11 protein-coding genes and 1 tRNA gene are annotated in these 14,434 nt (G+C 42.3%); 6 read left to right on the top strand and 6 right to left on the bottom strand.

Going from position 1 to position 14,434, the window contains the following annotated elements; translation table 11 throughout:
• Positions 1-148: 148 nt before the first annotated feature.
• Positions 149-670, top strand: a complete 522-nt coding sequence (gene pth / locus PHW01_03740) for an aminoacyl-tRNA hydrolase (GenBank protein MDD5627089.1) — start codon at positions 149-151, stop codon at positions 668-670.
• Here pth and PHW01_03735 read toward each other — a convergent pair.
• Positions 665-1,018, bottom strand: coding sequence for a hypothetical protein (locus PHW01_03735; protein ID MDD5627088.1), 354 nt, complete (start codon positions 1,016-1,018; stop codon positions 665-667). The genes pth and PHW01_03735 overlap by 6 nt on opposite strands.
• A 337-nt stretch (positions 1,019-1,355) precedes the next feature.
• On the opposite strand from PHW01_03735, the gene mfd reads away from it, so the two are divergent.
• On the top strand, positions 1,356-4,418 hold the full coding sequence (gene mfd, locus PHW01_03730) for a transcription-repair coupling factor (protein ID MDD5627087.1): 3,063 nt from the start codon (positions 1,356-1,358) through the stop codon (positions 4,416-4,418).
• Between the two features lie 26 nt (positions 4,419-4,444).
• On the opposite strand, the gene PHW01_03725 is transcribed toward mfd, so the two are convergent.
• Positions 4,445-4,936 (bottom strand): hypothetical protein, encoded by a 492-nt coding sequence (locus PHW01_03725; protein MDD5627086.1) that lies wholly within the window; start codon positions 4,934-4,936, stop codon positions 4,445-4,447.
• 341 nt (positions 4,937-5,277) lie between these two features.
• On the opposite strand from PHW01_03725, the gene PHW01_03720 reads away from it, so the two are divergent.
• From PHW01_03720 to topA, 3 genes are all read left to right on the top strand, one after another.
• The gene (locus PHW01_03720; protein ID MDD5627085.1) at positions 5,278-5,622 is read left to right on the top strand and encodes a hypothetical protein; all 345 of its coding nucleotides are present in this window, start codon (positions 5,278-5,280) and stop codon (positions 5,620-5,622) included.
• Positions 5,623-5,663: 41 nt separating this feature from the next.
• A complete protein-coding gene (gene dprA, locus PHW01_03715) occupies positions 5,664-6,758 on the top strand; it encodes a DNA-processing protein DprA (protein ID MDD5627084.1) in 1,095 nt (364 codons plus the stop codon).
• 140 nt (positions 6,759-6,898) lie between these two features.
• Complete coding sequence (topA, locus tag PHW01_03710; GenBank protein MDD5627083.1) at positions 6,899-9,124, top strand: type I DNA topoisomerase; 2,226 nt, start codon at positions 6,899-6,901, stop codon at positions 9,122-9,124.
• Between the two features lie 115 nt (positions 9,125-9,239).
• Here the strand turns inward: topA and PHW01_03705 are convergent, their stop codons facing one another.
• The 3 genes from PHW01_03705 to PHW01_03695 form a co-directional block, all read right to left on the bottom strand.
• Positions 9,240-10,655 (bottom strand): radical SAM/SPASM domain-containing protein, encoded by a 1,416-nt coding sequence (locus tag PHW01_03705; protein ID MDD5627082.1) that lies wholly within the window; start codon positions 10,653-10,655, stop codon positions 9,240-9,242.
• A gap of 131 nt (positions 10,656-10,786) precedes the next feature.
• A complete protein-coding gene (locus PHW01_03700) occupies positions 10,787-11,632 on the bottom strand; it encodes a ParB/RepB/Spo0J family partition protein (protein MDD5627081.1) in 846 nt (281 codons plus the stop codon).
• A gap of 74 nt (positions 11,633-11,706) precedes the next feature.
• Positions 11,707-12,474, bottom strand: a complete 768-nt coding sequence (locus PHW01_03695; GenBank protein MDD5627080.1) for an AAA family ATPase — start codon at positions 12,472-12,474, stop codon at positions 11,707-11,709.
• Positions 12,475-12,792: 318 nt separating this feature from the next.
• Here PHW01_03695 and PHW01_03690 point away from each other — a divergent pair.
• Positions 12,793-12,878 (top strand) — tRNA-Leu (locus tag PHW01_03690).
• An 813-nt stretch (positions 12,879-13,691) separates the two neighbouring features.
• On the opposite strand, the gene PHW01_03685 is transcribed toward PHW01_03690, so the two are convergent.
• Positions 13,692-14,354, bottom strand: coding sequence for a MazG nucleotide pyrophosphohydrolase domain-containing protein (locus PHW01_03685; protein MDD5627079.1), 663 nt, complete (start codon positions 14,352-14,354; stop codon positions 13,692-13,694).
• Positions 14,355-14,434: the final 80 nt, after the last annotated feature.

Genomic DNA, 14,434 nt, shown 5'->3' with positions numbered 1-14,434 from the left:
TCAATTTTTATTGAATTTTCAATTCTTTTAATTTTTAAACCTCAAATCTTTAATCAAGCCAAGTACAATAAAATTTATTCCGTATGAAGTTTTAAAATTGATTCACTAGAAATTTAATAGAAATTAGAAATTGAAAATTGAAAATTTCATGATTACAATCATCGGCCTAGGCAATCCCGGCAAAGAATATGAAGGAACGCGACACAATGTCGGTTTTTTTGTGGTAGAAAAATTGCGCGAGAGTTTAAAGCTTCCGGAATTTAATTCGGAAAAAAAGTTTAAGGCTGAAATCGCTAAAGGAAAAAATTTAATCTTGGCTAAACCCCAGACATTTATGAACAACTCCGGCGAGGCTGTTTCCCTCCTTTATAATTTTTATAAAATAGATCCCCCGCATCTCTTAGTCGCGCAGGATGACCTTGACATTCCCCTCGGCGAATACCGCATTCAGCAAGATAAAAGTTCTGCTGGACACAAAGGCGTGCAATCCATTATTGACGCCCTCAACACGCAAAATTTTAACCGTTTAAGAATCGGGATTAAAACCGAAATGCTGGAAAAAATTCCCGCCGAGGATTTTGTCTTACAAAAATTTCTGCCAGAAGAAAAAGAAATCATTTTAAAGACAATAAAAAAAGCTCTGGCAGAAATCTTGCCAAAGCTATTATGACGTTTTAATGCTTACTGTGGCTCCAGCATTCTCTAGTTGCCTTTTCCAATCCTCTACTTTTTTTTCATCTCCGCTTGAGGCAATAAAATTAGAAATACCTCTATATGCATTTGAAGAGCAATCCTCCGCCTTCGTCCCTGTCCATCCGGTAATATTCTGGATCAACACGGCTACAGAATAGATATCACCCCTATAAGCAACATCCGTAATATAAAGAGAATAAATTTCATCCTTCTTTCCGGAACCTTTGGTTCCATCTGAATGTGACGGCTTGGTATACTTCTTTTTTAATGAATTACCCAAACCCAAATATCTATTTTTCCTCTTCCTTCTGGCATTATTAGGCATTGTACACCTCCTTCCAAAGAACAATTGATGATTGAATGCTTTTATTTTACACCATTTCAAATTCAAAATACACCGCATCTTTCTTCTCCCTTATCCCACTTGCAAGTCTAGAGCCGCAAAAACCATAAAGGTTTTGGACCTTAAGTTAACAGCTACTTGTAGAAGACCTAAGGAGGGATTGGCTCCTACTTTCGCCACTTGCAAATGGGGTAGCGAAGAAGAATATTGTTTCATGGTTTCATTGCTTCATTGATAAATTTCCACTTCAATGGAATAAAGAAACAATGAGACAATGCAACCGCGGTAAAACAGTAAAATTTATCATATCGCTATCCCCTTGTCAACAGAACCGCTGACCAAAATTCAATATTGGACTGGCGTGCCGCAAACGGCTAAGCCTTATGTCTTGGCTACCTCCCCCCTTATGCGAAAAGGGGCTTCTTTGCTATGCGCTAAAAATCCGAAAATCTGGCTTACCCAAATCCAATTTTGGCAAAAAAATCTGAATGCAGTAGAGACAGGCTTTAAACCTGTCTCCGCAATTCTGGAATCAAACGCTGATGTTTTAATAAAAAATTATCCAATCTTCTCCCGCCTTAAGGATAACGAACCAATATTGGTTTTAGCGCAAACGGAAATTCTCGCTCAAAAATTTCCCTCGCCAAAAGAATTAGAATCCAAAAGCTTGCGGCTCTCGGAAGGGCAGACTCTCAACTTGCCCAAACTAATCGGTTTTCTTTTATCCGCCCATTATCAAAAAGAAAAAGCCGCTCATTCTCCAGGCACCTTTGCTGTGCGGGGTGGAATTATGGATATCTTTCCTCCCTTTCAACCGCACCCTGTCCGCCTAGAATTATTTGGCAATCAAATAGAAAGCTTGAAAGCAATTAACCAAGGTCAGGCAATACAACAATATAACAATATAACAATTCCCCCCTTAACTATCAAAAATCCCCAAGGCACTCTTTTAGACTGGCTTCCTTCCCAAACTACCATCATTCTGGACGAACCCGAACCCGAATTGAAAAAAAGGCTGAAAAAATTTCCTTTGATTGTTTTTGAATCCTTCCCTTGTGCAGAGCCGGAAAATGTAGTCCGATTCAGTTTTCAGAATCCTCCCCTAGCTTTGGGTAATCTTCAAACATTAAACAGCGCTCTCCAGCAATTCAGGAAAAAAAATTATCAAGTCTTTATCGCAAGCCAAAAATTGCCTCTTATGGAGACAAGTTTTGAACCTGTCTCCGCAGTAATAACCCCCTTTTCGCTTTCCGCTGGTTTCCAAAATAAAAAAGAAAAAATTATTGTCTTCACGGACACGGAAATCTTCGGTTTCCGAAGACAAAGGCGCCGCGAGCGCCGTTTTCAAATGGATATTGAACCTCTGAACGCCCTCACGCCCGGAATGTATATCGTGCATATTGACCACGGCATCGGCAAATTTGTCGGAATGGTCCAAAAAGAGATTGACCATCTCGTGAGAGAATATTTTTGTTTAGAATACGCTTATAGCGATAAGCTTTTCCTGCCTATTGATCAGGCGGATAAAATCACGCGCTATATCGGGCGGGAAAATCCCGTCATCCACCGCTTACATGGCGGCATTTGGCACCAAATCAAAAAACAAGTTCAGGTTGACGCTAAAAAAATGGCCGCGGAACTTTTAAAAATTCAAGCAGCGCGCCAAACTGAAAAAGGGTTTATTTTTATGCCTGACACTCCCCGCCAAAACGCGCTGGAAGCGTCCTTCCCCTACTCCGAGACACAAGATCAGGAGAAAGCAATTCGCGATGTAAAGACTGATATGGAAAGTGCTCTTCCAATGGACCGTTTAATTTGCGGCGATGTGGGTTTCGGCAAAACCGAAGTCGCCATTCGCGCCGCCTTTAAGGCGTGTGAAAACAAAAAGCAGATCGCGCTCCTCGCGCCTACCACCATTCTCGCCCAGCAGCACTTTGATACTTTTAAAAAAAGGCTGCGATCATTAGATGTGAGGATTGGTCTCCTGTCGCGCTTCCAATCTAAAAAGCGTCAAAAACAAACCTTAAAAGATTTAAAACGAGGAAAAATAGACATTGTTATCGGCACCCATCGTCTCCTCTCCCCTGATGTTTATTTTTTTAACCTGGGCTTGATCATTATTGACGAGGAACAACGTTTTGGCGTGCGCCACAAGGAAAAATTAAAATCGCTGCGGCCTAACCTTGATATTCTTACTCTTTCCGCGACGCCTATCCCACGCACCCTGAACTTTACTCTTTCCGGCCTCCGCGATATCAGCAGCATTCAAACCGCGCCCGCCGGCCGCAAAGCAATCAAGACCTATGTGCATCTTGCTAAAAACAAACTCATCCAAAAAGCGATTCGCCGCGAACTTGAAAGAGAAGGACAAGTGTATTATCTTTATAATAAAGTGGAAACAATTCTGCCTTTCGCGAAAAAAATTCAGAAACTTATTCCCGAAGCCAAAATTGACGTCGCCCACGGTCAGATGAACGAACGCGATTTAACCCGCGTAATGCAACAATTTGATGAAGGAAAAATCCAGATTCTGATCGCCACCACCATTATTGAAAACGGATTGGACCTCCCGAACGTGAATACGCTCATTGTGGATAACGCGCCGCAATTCGGCCTCTCCCAGCTCTATCAAATCCGCGGCCGCATTGGCCGAGGAACACGCCAAGCTTACGCCTATTTTTTCTATCACCAAGAAAAGCTTCCAGCAGCCGCGAGCAAAAGATTAGAGGCTCTCCTTTCCATGCAGGAACTCGGCTCAGGATTCAATATCGCGATGCGCGATCTGGAAATCCGAGGGTCGGGCAATATCTTGGGTCGTGAGCAATCAGGCAATGTCAATTCTATCGGGTTGTATTTATACACCAAGCTTCTTAGCCAAGCAATCCAAGAATTCAAGACCGGCAAGGTTCCTGAACCCATTCTGGAAGTCTCTATTGACCTACCTCTTCCGGCGCGCTTGCCGCAACGCTTCATTCCTGCCGAGAAAAAACGGCTTTCCTACTACCACCAACTAAGCGGCATTAATGCTTTTGCCGACCTAACGCTTCTTAAAAATAAAATGGAAAAAGCGTATGGTCCCTTGCCCGAAGAAGTGAAAAATCTCTTCCAGATTCTGGGAATAAAAATCCTCGCCCGGACAGCGAGAATAAAAGCTATTGATACAATCAAGGTTTGGGGAATTGATGGCCGCCCAAGACAACGCATCATCTTAGACTTTGCCGAAGAAATGGACTGGGACAAAATAGGCGAACTTTTAAAACATAATCCCCGTTGGATCATTGGCGAAAACAAAGTGAAGATTGATTTTGAGGATTTAGGTAAAGAGTGGGTAAAAGAATTAAAAGAGAGTTTGAAAATATTAAAAAAGTTGCACTTTAGTTAAGTACAACTTTGCATAAGTTAGTTTTGCTAATTAGGAGGCAGGATACCCGCATATCTATATTTGGAGGGCCATTTATCGTGCCATTGAAGAGCAAGGCTTGGTCCTCCTGCTAGATTACAAAGAACAAGCAGCCCTTCGGAAGTAACAAACTGAGACTTAGTTTTTGATTTCCAAGGTTTATGTGGGAAGACTATAGCTTTTTCTTCTACTTCTTCCGGGTAAGATTGAGCCAAACGAATAGTGCAATCAAAAGACTGTTCTATTGTAGGCTGATTGAGGTTCTGATGTTGAAGCTCTTGTAGAATTTCTTCGAAAGAGACCTCTCCTGGAAACTCGATCAATTTAACCTTTATTTGCTTTTTTTCTTCACTACCTATTGATAAATCCCACTCCTCTCTGATTTTGGGTTGCACCCAGCCAAGGAGACTTTGTCTTCCACCATAATGATCCTTTAAGAATTTTTGAACAGTAGTTTTTGGTTGATTAATCTCCAAAAGAAAAACATTTTGTTCTTTCATGCCGTGACTCCTTTTTTGATTATTTAGTTGCTGTGATTAAGTAAGTACAAACTGTAGAAACTAAAACTTTACCCTACAATAGGCGCGGATAGGCTGATTGATTTTTTAAGGTGCTGGGAATCATTAACCGGAATGAATTACCGAGGGAAAATATTTAATACGAATTTCACGAAGGAATTTTATGATACAATATATTAAATATTATGTCAATATTGGCAAAACTTATTTTAGGATTATTTTGGCTTAAATAAAATACCCCACCGAGCGGATGGGATATTGAAAAATCTAATAAAATTCTCTCAAATTTTTCACTTTTAATTTTAAATTTTTAATTTATTTCTATGGGCATCCAAGTTGAATTTAATCCCGACCTTGCTTTAAGGAATATTTCTGAATACAAAAAGGGCAACCGCAAACGCGAAGAATGCATCCCTCCAAATCTTCAGATAAAAAAAATCTATTCCTTTCTTAAAAAAGGTCAAAGAAATTATTGGCTTTTTGGTGAAATCCCGCTTATGGAAACCAAGGGCAATGAGATTCTTTCCCGCCCTAAAGCCAGTATTATTATTTTGGAAGCCACCCATTTTTTAAAAAATGGCGAGGTTTGCACCAAAGGGAAATATAAAGTCACCGCGGTATTTCAGGACAATGAAATACATTTTGAGGGACTAAATAAATTGAAATGAAGTAGAGACGTTGCAATGCAACGTCTCTACAAAACATAAAAATGCCCAGTGACGCTAAATATTATCACGCCTTCAATTTGATTCCCAACATCGGACCATTAAAGTTTAAAAAGCTTATTGCTTATTTTTCGGATTTAGAAAAAGCCTGGTTCGCGCCCTGCACGGAAATCATCAAAAGCGGCATTTCGGAAGAAGTAAGCGAAAGAATCTGCGCGGAACGCCAGCGTGTCAATCCTGAAACGGAATGGCAGAAATTAACAGCGCAGGGGATTCAAGCCATCACCATTCAAGATAAAGATTATCCCCCTCTCCTCAAAGAAACTTATGACCCGCCGGCAATCTTGTATCTGCGCGGTCAAATTACAAATCCGAACGATACCTCTTTAAGCGTAGTCGGCACGCGCAAACCCACATCTTATGGCCGAGAAGTAGCATTTCAACTTGTAGGTCTGCTTGTCCAAGCCCAAATCACCATCGTCTCCGGATTGGCTTTAGGCATTGACGCCCTTAGCCATCAAGCTTGTTTGAATTTTGGCGGCTACACCATCGCGGTTTTGGGCGGAGGCGTGGACGATCCTTCAATTTATCCGCGGGCGAATTGGCAGCTTGCCCAAAATATTATCCGAAGAGGCGGCGCTCTGGTCTCCGAATACCCGCCTGCTACCCGCCCATTAAAACAAAATTTTCCGCAGCGCAATCGCATTATTTCTGGTCTCTCCAAGGGAGCTCTGATTATTGAAGCGGGTGAAAAAAGCGGCACTTTGATTACCGCGCGCGCCGCTTTAGAACAAAATCGCGAAGTCTTCGCCGTGCCCGGCTCCATTTATAATCCTTGTTCGCGCGGGACTAATTATTTGATTAAAATAGGCGCTAAACTCGTAACTAATATCCAAGATATTTTAGAAGAATTGAATTTAAGTGTCTTGCAGGAAATCCCAAGAAACCAAAAAATCACCCCCGATAATCCCGAAGAAGCTTTAGTGCTGCAACATCTTTCTGGCGAGCCAATTTACATTGACGCATTAGCCAAAAAAACAAAACTCGCGCCGGCTAAGATATCCACAACATTGACAATCCTAGAAATGAAAGGTATTGTTCGCAATATTGGAAGCGCGAATTATGTGATAGCAAGATAAATTTCAAATTTTCAATTTCTAATTTCTATTAAATTTTCAATGGATCAATTTCCAAACACTCATTTTTCAATAAGGAAGTTTAAAAATTAAAACATTAGAAATTTAATAAAAATTGAAAATTAGAAATTAAAAATTATTGTATGAGGAATCTCGTCATCGTTGAATCTCCTACCAAAGCGAACACTATTTCGCGTTTTTTGGGTTCGGAATATAAAGTAGAATCCTCGTATGGTCATATCCGCGATTTACCCCAAAAGAAGCTTGGTGTGAATACGCGTAAAAATTTTGAACCCGAATATGTGATCGCGCCGCGCGCGAGAAAAATAGTCAAAAAATTGAAAGACCTCGCTGACCGAGCAAACAAGGTGTATCTTGCCACTGACGAAGACCGTGAAGGCGAAGCGATTGCTTGGCACTTAAAAAAAGCTCTGGGATTAAAAGAAAAAAATACCCAAAGAATCGCTTTTCACGAAATTACCAAAGAAGCGATTCTTTCCGCTCTGAAAAAACCTCGCGAGATTAACCTCGCTCTCGTTGACGCGCAACAGGCGCGGCGGATCTTGGATCGCCTCGTCGGTTACAAACTTTCCCCTTTTTTATGGCGCAAGGTAGCAAGAGGTCTTTCCGCGGGTAGGGTGCAATCCGTAACCGTGCGCCTTGTTTGCGAACGGGAAGAAGAAGTTAAAAAATTTAAGCCGCAAGAATACTGGACAATCATCGCTTCGTTGCTGAAAAAGAATCCCCGCGCGGGAGAGCAAGCTTCAGATAAAAGCGGGCAGGAATTTAAAGCGACATTAATACAAAACGGTGAAACAACTATCCCTAGATTAGGTATCAAGACCAAAAAGGAAGCGGATAAAATTCTGCAGGATTTAAAAAATGCCGTCTATAAAGTAGCGAATATCGCCAAAAAAGAAATCCGGAGAAAACCGTTCGCTCCTTTTACCACTTCCACTCTCCAGCAAGCGGCGGCTCAACATTTTGGCTTTTCAACAAAGTTCACTATGCGGCTCGCCCAAACACTTTATGAGGGAGTTAAAATTGGCGAAAAAGAAGCGACAGGCTTAATTACCTATATGCGCACGGATTCCACCAACCTGGCGGCAAAGGCGGTAAAAGAAATCCGTGAGGTAATTGAAAAAAAGCTCGGGGTGTCTTATCTGCCTCAAAAACCTTGTTTTTACAAAACCAAAACAAAATCCGCCCAAGAAGCGCACGAGGCGATCCGACCCACGATTCCGAGCCTCACCCCAGAAAAGATCAAGGACTATCTAGACCCGCGCCAATATAAACTCTATGAATTGATTTGGAAACGCGCCATCGCCTGTCAAACAAAAGAAGCGGTTATTGACGGTACGACCGTGGATATTCAGGCAAAAAATTATTTGTTTCGAGCTGCAGGGGCGGTAATTAAGTTTGATGGCTTCTTGAAAATCTATCCTGCCTCCGCCACTGAAACTTACCTGCCCAAACTGGAAGACAACGAAATTCTTAGCCTATCCCGCTTGGCATCGGAACAGCACTTTACCGAACCGCCGGCGCGCTACAACGAAGCGTCACTTGTCCGCGCCTTGGAAAAATACGGCATTGGCCGCCCCTCCACGTACGCGCCAATCATCTCCACGATTCAGAACCGCGGCTATGTAAAAAAAATTGAAAAAAAATTTCACCCCCAAGAAATCGGCATCGTGGTCAATGACCTTCTAGTAAAACATTTCCCTAAAATTGTGGATATTCATTTTACTGCCCAGATTGAAGATGAACTGGACGAAATCGCGAATCAAAAAAAAGAATGGGTGCCCGTGGTGCGGGAGGTTTATGATCCCTTTATTAAAAATTTAAAGACCAAAGAAATGGAAATCTCCAAAAAAGAAATCACCGAGCAAAAAACCGACAAAAAATGCCCTGACTGCGGTAAGGCGATGGTGGTGAAACTCGGACGTTTTGGAAAATTTTTAGCTTGCACTGGTTATCCGGAATGCAAACACACCGAGCCCTTAGGCGAAGAGAAAATTTTAGCAAAGGAACTTGCTGGCGGAAAATGCGAAAAGTGTGGCAAAGAAATGGTGGTGCGCCAAGGACGCTTCGGACCTTTCCTCGCTTGTTCGGGTTACCCCGCGTGCAAAAATATTAAATCCGTTGTAAAGAAAACCGGCGTTTCCTGCCCCAAATGCGAAAAAGGTGAAATTATTGAAAAAAGAAGTAAAAAGGGGAGAACCTTCTATGCCTGCGACCAATACCCGAAATGCGAGTTTGCCCTTTGGAACAAACCCACTGGCAAAAAATGCCCCGAATGTGGCAGTCTGCTTGTCTTTGGCAAGGAAAGTGCCGCGGTCTGCAGCAATAAAGAATGCAAACCCCGTTAGAAATTTATTTCTAATGGGGCAAAAATCTCTGGAATAATCTGCCAGGGATTTTTTATAATTAAAAAACCTAGATTAAATCACAGCATTACATTTAAAATAATCTAGGTTGAGATTTCTAGGCGGCGACCATAAGGCTTAAAGCATCTGTCTTCTCGTCAATCAACTGCGCATAAGCCGCGGCGTATGCATCAAGCCCTCGCGCGATTTCACCATCTTCCTCTAACATAGATGGGGGGCACCGATCAGGCGTCAAAGGCGTGGCGTGCGGACTCCGGCACAATGCTCGGAATAATTGCGGATGATCAATCACCGAACAGGGACGAAATACAGAATGCCCTTCCTGACGCAGTATCTCTTGGTTCTTCCGGAATGCGACCATTAAAGGATCCTTCGAAATCGCTGCGGCAATAGATGGATGAATTCCCTCGCCTGCTTTAATTAAATGAACAGTATCCCTAATCGCTACTTGGGCGAACACGCAAGGTTTGATTTCGCCGAAGGCGTTGATATGAAAATATCGACGGCCCGCGGCAATGCACCCATCTACCAGTTGGCCATCGTTCCAGAAATCAGCGAGAAAAATGGGCCAATGCTCTGCCCGTATCTCGCGCACAAGCGCACCGAGGACGAATCTCTGTTCAGGTGTTGCCATCAAATCAATATCGGGATTTCTCCCAATAGGAATATATTGAAAGAGCCACCCATAAAGATAGCCTTGCGCAATGCACCACTCCATAAACTCTTTACTAGCCAAATATTTTGCATTATTGCGCGTGCAGGTTGCCGAGAAGCCATAAACGATTCCAGCTTTGCGCAATGCGGCGATCATCTCCATCATTTTCTGAAAATGACCTTTACCGCGGCGTCCGTCTGTAAATGCCTCTGTCCCCTCTAGGGAAATAGCAGGGCTGATATTGCCTAGCCGCGCCAGTTCTGAAATGACCGCCCCGTCAATCTTCGTGCCATTCGTATAGGGCATAAAAACGACGTCTTGATGCAATTCCGCCAGCTTCAGAAAATCTTCGCTCATAAATGGCTCGCCACCGCTCACCACTACAAAATGAATGCCGAAATCCTTCATCTCGGATACAATATAGTCCATCATATCCAGAGATAAACTCGGACCTTCTCGCCTGCAAGCGTCATAACACCCATAGCAAGACAAATTGCATTGTTGTGTCGGATTCAGCACAAAAAAGCTCGGTCCCGCTCCACATTCTGCCCGCACCCGATCCCGATGGCTAACAGTAGCCATACTCCGGATCATTAAAGCAAAAGCCTTCTTAACGCTATTGGGTCTATTTTGGCTATAGACCGCAGTGACCAGTCCGCTCGTGATACAAGCGACATCAGCCATCATCCGCGCGCGCGCGGGATCATCACCGCGCAAAAAATGTAGTAACCCCTTTTGGAACATTGCCTGGAAAGAACGGTTAGTCACCGAATTTCTAAACAATCTTTGTCCCCAGCCCGTCTGCGCCACATTTGTCGCTGCGCCGACAAGGCTGCGTGTGAACAAATAATTACCCACTCGTCATCCCTCCTACCTACTATTGTTAAGTTTAATAATGAACCAACTCAAATTCAAACCAATAGTTTTCAAGATATACAAAGAAAATCCTCATTTAGAGGATCTTCATTGACTCTCTAATTTCCTATGAATTACTTTACTTTGTCAAGAATCCCCTCCAATTCCTCCTCGGAATAAAATTCAATGGTGATCCTTCCCACTCTGCCGTCGCGGGAAACTTTAACCCGCGTGCCCAAAGCCTCTTGCAAAAGCTCTTCCGCTTCCACCAAGCTCTGGTCTTTGGCTTTAATCTCGCGCAGATGCTTTTTCACCATCACTTTTCTTAAAATCTCTTCGGTTTTGTGTACGGACAAACTATCTTGAACAATCTTTTTATACAGCCCTAGTTGTTTCTCGGGATTAGCAAGACTTAAAATAAGTTTGGCGTGACCTTCCGAAATTTTTTCCTCTCTGATTCCTTTCTGAATTTCTATAGGTAAATCCAAAAGCCGCAGAATATTCGTAATCGTGCTTCTATTCTTCCCCACTCTTTTCGCAACCTCGTTCTGGGTTAAACCGAATTTCTGAATCAAAGACTGATAACCTTCCGCTTCTTCAATGGGGTTTAAATCTTCGCGCTGCACATTTTCAATAATACTCATCTCTAGGTTATCGCTTTCTTTGCCCGTACGGATCGCTACTGGCACCCTCTTTAATCCCGCAAGGCGCGCCGCTTCCAGACGCCGCTGTCCTGCGATGAGTTCATAGTTCCCATTAATAATCAAAGGCTGCAGGATGCCGTGGGCTTTAATAGAACTTGCGAGCTCCAAAAGTTTCTCTTGGTCAATCTCCTTGCGCGGCTGATTCGGGTTGGGCTTAATTTCCGAAATCAAAACCTCGTCTATCCCGATTTCCGTATCTACATTCTGGGACTTTTCATTTATAGGCAGATTAGGAATTAAGGCGGACAATCCCTTGCCCAAACCAATGTGAGGCATATTGAAAGGAATCAGGAATTAGGAATGGGGAATCAGGAACTATTCCTGATTCATGATTCATTATTCCTGATTCATTATTCATTATTCAAACTAATTATCTCTTGTGCCAGATGTTTGTATGCTCGCGCGCCCTTGCAGAGAGGTTCATAGTTTAAAATTGCCTGACCAAAGCTCGGCGCTTCAGCCAGCCGCACGTTTCTCGGGACAATTGTTTCAAATACTTTGCCGGGAAAATTTCTTTGCACCTCGCGCACCACGTCATTGGCAATGCGTGTTTTTTTATCCCGCATCGTAAGCACCACTCCCAAAATATTCAAACCGGGATTCAAATTTTTCTGCACTAAATCAATGGTGTATAAAAGTTGAGAAAGTCCTTCTAGGGCATAATACTCGCACTGCACGGGAATAACAACGCTGTCCGCCGCCGTAAGCGCGTTCACGGTCAAAATTCCCAAAGAAGGCGGCGAGTCAATCATCACATAATCATAATCCCCTTTAAGCGGGGTTAAAACTTTTTTCAATAAAAATTCTCGGTCGGGCAAGCTGACCAATTCTACAGCCGCGCCGGCCAAATCCGGCGAAGCTGGCGCGATATGCAAGGTGGGTTGCAATCCTTGGTATAGAATTTCTTTTAGATTCACCCTGCCGCAAAGCACATCATAAACATTCTTCGCCAGTTTTTCTTTCGCGATTCCTAAGCCCGAAGTAGCATTGCCTTGGGGGTCTAAATCAATCAATAAAACCTTTTTGCCAAAATAGGCTAAGTAAGAAGCGATATTCACGGCGCTCGTTGTCTTCCCTACGCCGCCCTTTTGATTCACAAAAGAAATGATTTGAGACATTTCTATTTTAGTCCCTCGCCTCTAAAGGGAGGGTTTAAATATTAACAAATAACCTCTCTCATCTTCCTTTACGAGAGGAGAAGTCAACCCTGTTAGAAACTCGTGCGGGGCATGAAACCCAACCGCACGAGTCATCTATATTTCTACACTAACCGCTAGCCTAGCTGCGGGCCCCGTTAGAAAAAATTTTCTAACGGGGCGGGGTATGTTTCTAACGGGGTCAATCTTTTATTATTTTATCATAAAAAAACAAAATTGACAAAAACCCCAATTTTTCTTATATTTAAAATGTTTCTTAGTAAAAAAATAATATCTTCAGGGGATGTGTTGGAACTGGTAGACAAAGAGGTCTCAAAAACCTCTGGACCATAAAGTCCGTGAGGGTTCAAATCCCTCCATCCCCACATTGACTTTCTGCGCCGCATTATACCCAAACCAAAATTGCCTGCTCGTCATCAAAGGCCACACATGGGAAAGAAAAACAAGAAAACCATACCAGACAACCAATATGTGGGAATTAAAATTTGCCAAAAAAGAATCTATTAAATTACTTTCTTGGATTTATTATCGTCCTGATGTCCCCTGTTTAAAGCGCAAAAGAAAGGTAGCGGAGAAATTTATTTCAAAACGTTAACAAATCTTAAGGGGAGAAAAATGCATTCTTTAAAGAATCGTTTTACTGCTTAAAAAGCAGCTTTTTTATTTTTTATAAATATAGAGACGGAAAAATCTTACGTCTCTACTTATCCACAATTATTTTCTTGACTTCATCATCAAAAAGAAATAGGCTAAAAATGAAATGAAGTAATCTCCTTGTTTTCAAATTATCACACAGGAGGTAGTATTATGTTCATTCTTCTATGCCGCGTTCGCGGCTCCACTGCATTAGTAGTTTCTGAAGCACTGACACTGATAGACGAAGCCGAACATTTCCAGGTTGAGACCAGTTGTGCCCTGATAAGATAGCACGAAATATTCACCTACCTATCTTAAGGGTTTTTCTCTATTCTGGAACACAGGGAAGACATTATGAATAGTAAACGCAAAAATGTCTTCCCTGTCGCTATTCCTTGCATAAAACGAACTTCAAAAAAATCTGTAATCCAAAAACCCGCGCCCAAGGCGGATTTTTTGTTTATTAATAATAGACTGTCTCTCTCCACCAGCCAAAATTCACCTAAAAATTAAAATGGGTCTTGTATTAAGACCCATATAAACTAATCTTTCGGGCATTGGCATTGTCCTTGAAGACATACCCTGCATTTTCCCGGATAGATCTCCCAAGCAAGTTCGGAAAGAGAGATCCGAAGTTTCGTGCATACCGCGAAAAGCCAAGCCAAAGTGTCAGCGAGTTCTGCTTCTAAATTACCACCTTTGCGTTGATGCAATGCCTTGCTAATTTCACCAAGTTCTTCAAATAAATGAAGCCACAACTGGAGTTGAGATTTGATCGTATTCACACCCCCGTAAATTCTATCAAACATTTTCTGCCAGCCATATAGCGTGGATGGTATATTATTGACCCTGATCCGATAGGTCTCCAATTTCTTGATATTGGGGCGATATTTAAGTTGGCGAGAAATGCAGATACAATTTTTTTTCTGCAAGCAATAAGGACAAATATTGGGATATTTATGCCATACCGCCTCTTCCAGATCAATCTCTAAAATACTGCCCAAACCCAATATCCAGGCGAAAAGATCAGGAATCTTAGCAATAATTCCATCTCTATTCTCCTTGCGCAACTCTTCTACTAGCTCCGCCATTGCTTCAAAAACGTGGTTCAGAATCTCGGGAACAGAATAAAGCTCTCTATTCCTTTCTCCATATATAGCAAAGAACATTGCTTGCCAATCACGAATACTTTTAGGTCTCCTCATTTTCTCCCCTCCTTCAAATCGATATCACAACAAATCCCCATGGAACTAATAAATATTCCGTGCTTGATGACTCCTGATTC

It is taken from the genome of Patescibacteria group bacterium (assembly GCA_028717685.1).
Lineage (GTDB): Bacteria > Patescibacteriota > JAQUNI01 > JAQUNI01 > JAQUNI01 > JAQUNI01.
This window is presented reverse-complemented; position numbering and strand designations above follow the sequence as displayed.

What these genes read in the sequence shown, in the direction of transcription:
- pth (MDD5627089.1), top strand. Translation starts at nt 149, where the DNA reads ATGATTACAATCATCGGCCTAGGCAATCCCGGCAAAGAATATGAAGGA.
- PHW01_03735 (MDD5627088.1), bottom strand. Translation starts at nt 1,018, where the DNA reads ATGCCTAATAATGCCAGAAGGAAGAGGAAAAATAGATATTTGGGTTTG.
- PHW01_03725 (MDD5627086.1), bottom strand. Translation starts at nt 4,936, where the DNA reads ATGAAAGAACAAAATGTTTTTCTTTTGGAGATTAATCAACCAAAAACT.
- PHW01_03720 (MDD5627085.1), top strand. Translation starts at nt 5,278, where the DNA reads ATGGGCATCCAAGTTGAATTTAATCCCGACCTTGCTTTAAGGAATATT.
- dprA (MDD5627084.1), top strand. Translation starts at nt 5,664, where the DNA reads ATGCCCAGTGACGCTAAATATTATCACGCCTTCAATTTGATTCCCAAC.
- topA (MDD5627083.1), top strand. Translation starts at nt 6,899, where the DNA reads ATGAGGAATCTCGTCATCGTTGAATCTCCTACCAAAGCGAACACTATT.
- PHW01_03700 (MDD5627081.1), bottom strand. Translation starts at nt 11,632, where the DNA reads ATGCCTCACATTGGTTTGGGCAAGGGATTGTCCGCCTTAATTCCTAAT.
- PHW01_03695 (MDD5627080.1), bottom strand. Translation starts at nt 12,474, where the DNA reads ATGTCTCAAATCATTTCTTTTGTGAATCAAAAGGGCGGCGTAGGGAAG.
- PHW01_03685 (MDD5627079.1), bottom strand. Translation starts at nt 14,354, where the DNA reads ATGAGGAGACCTAAAAGTATTCGTGATTGGCAAGCAATGTTCTTTGCT.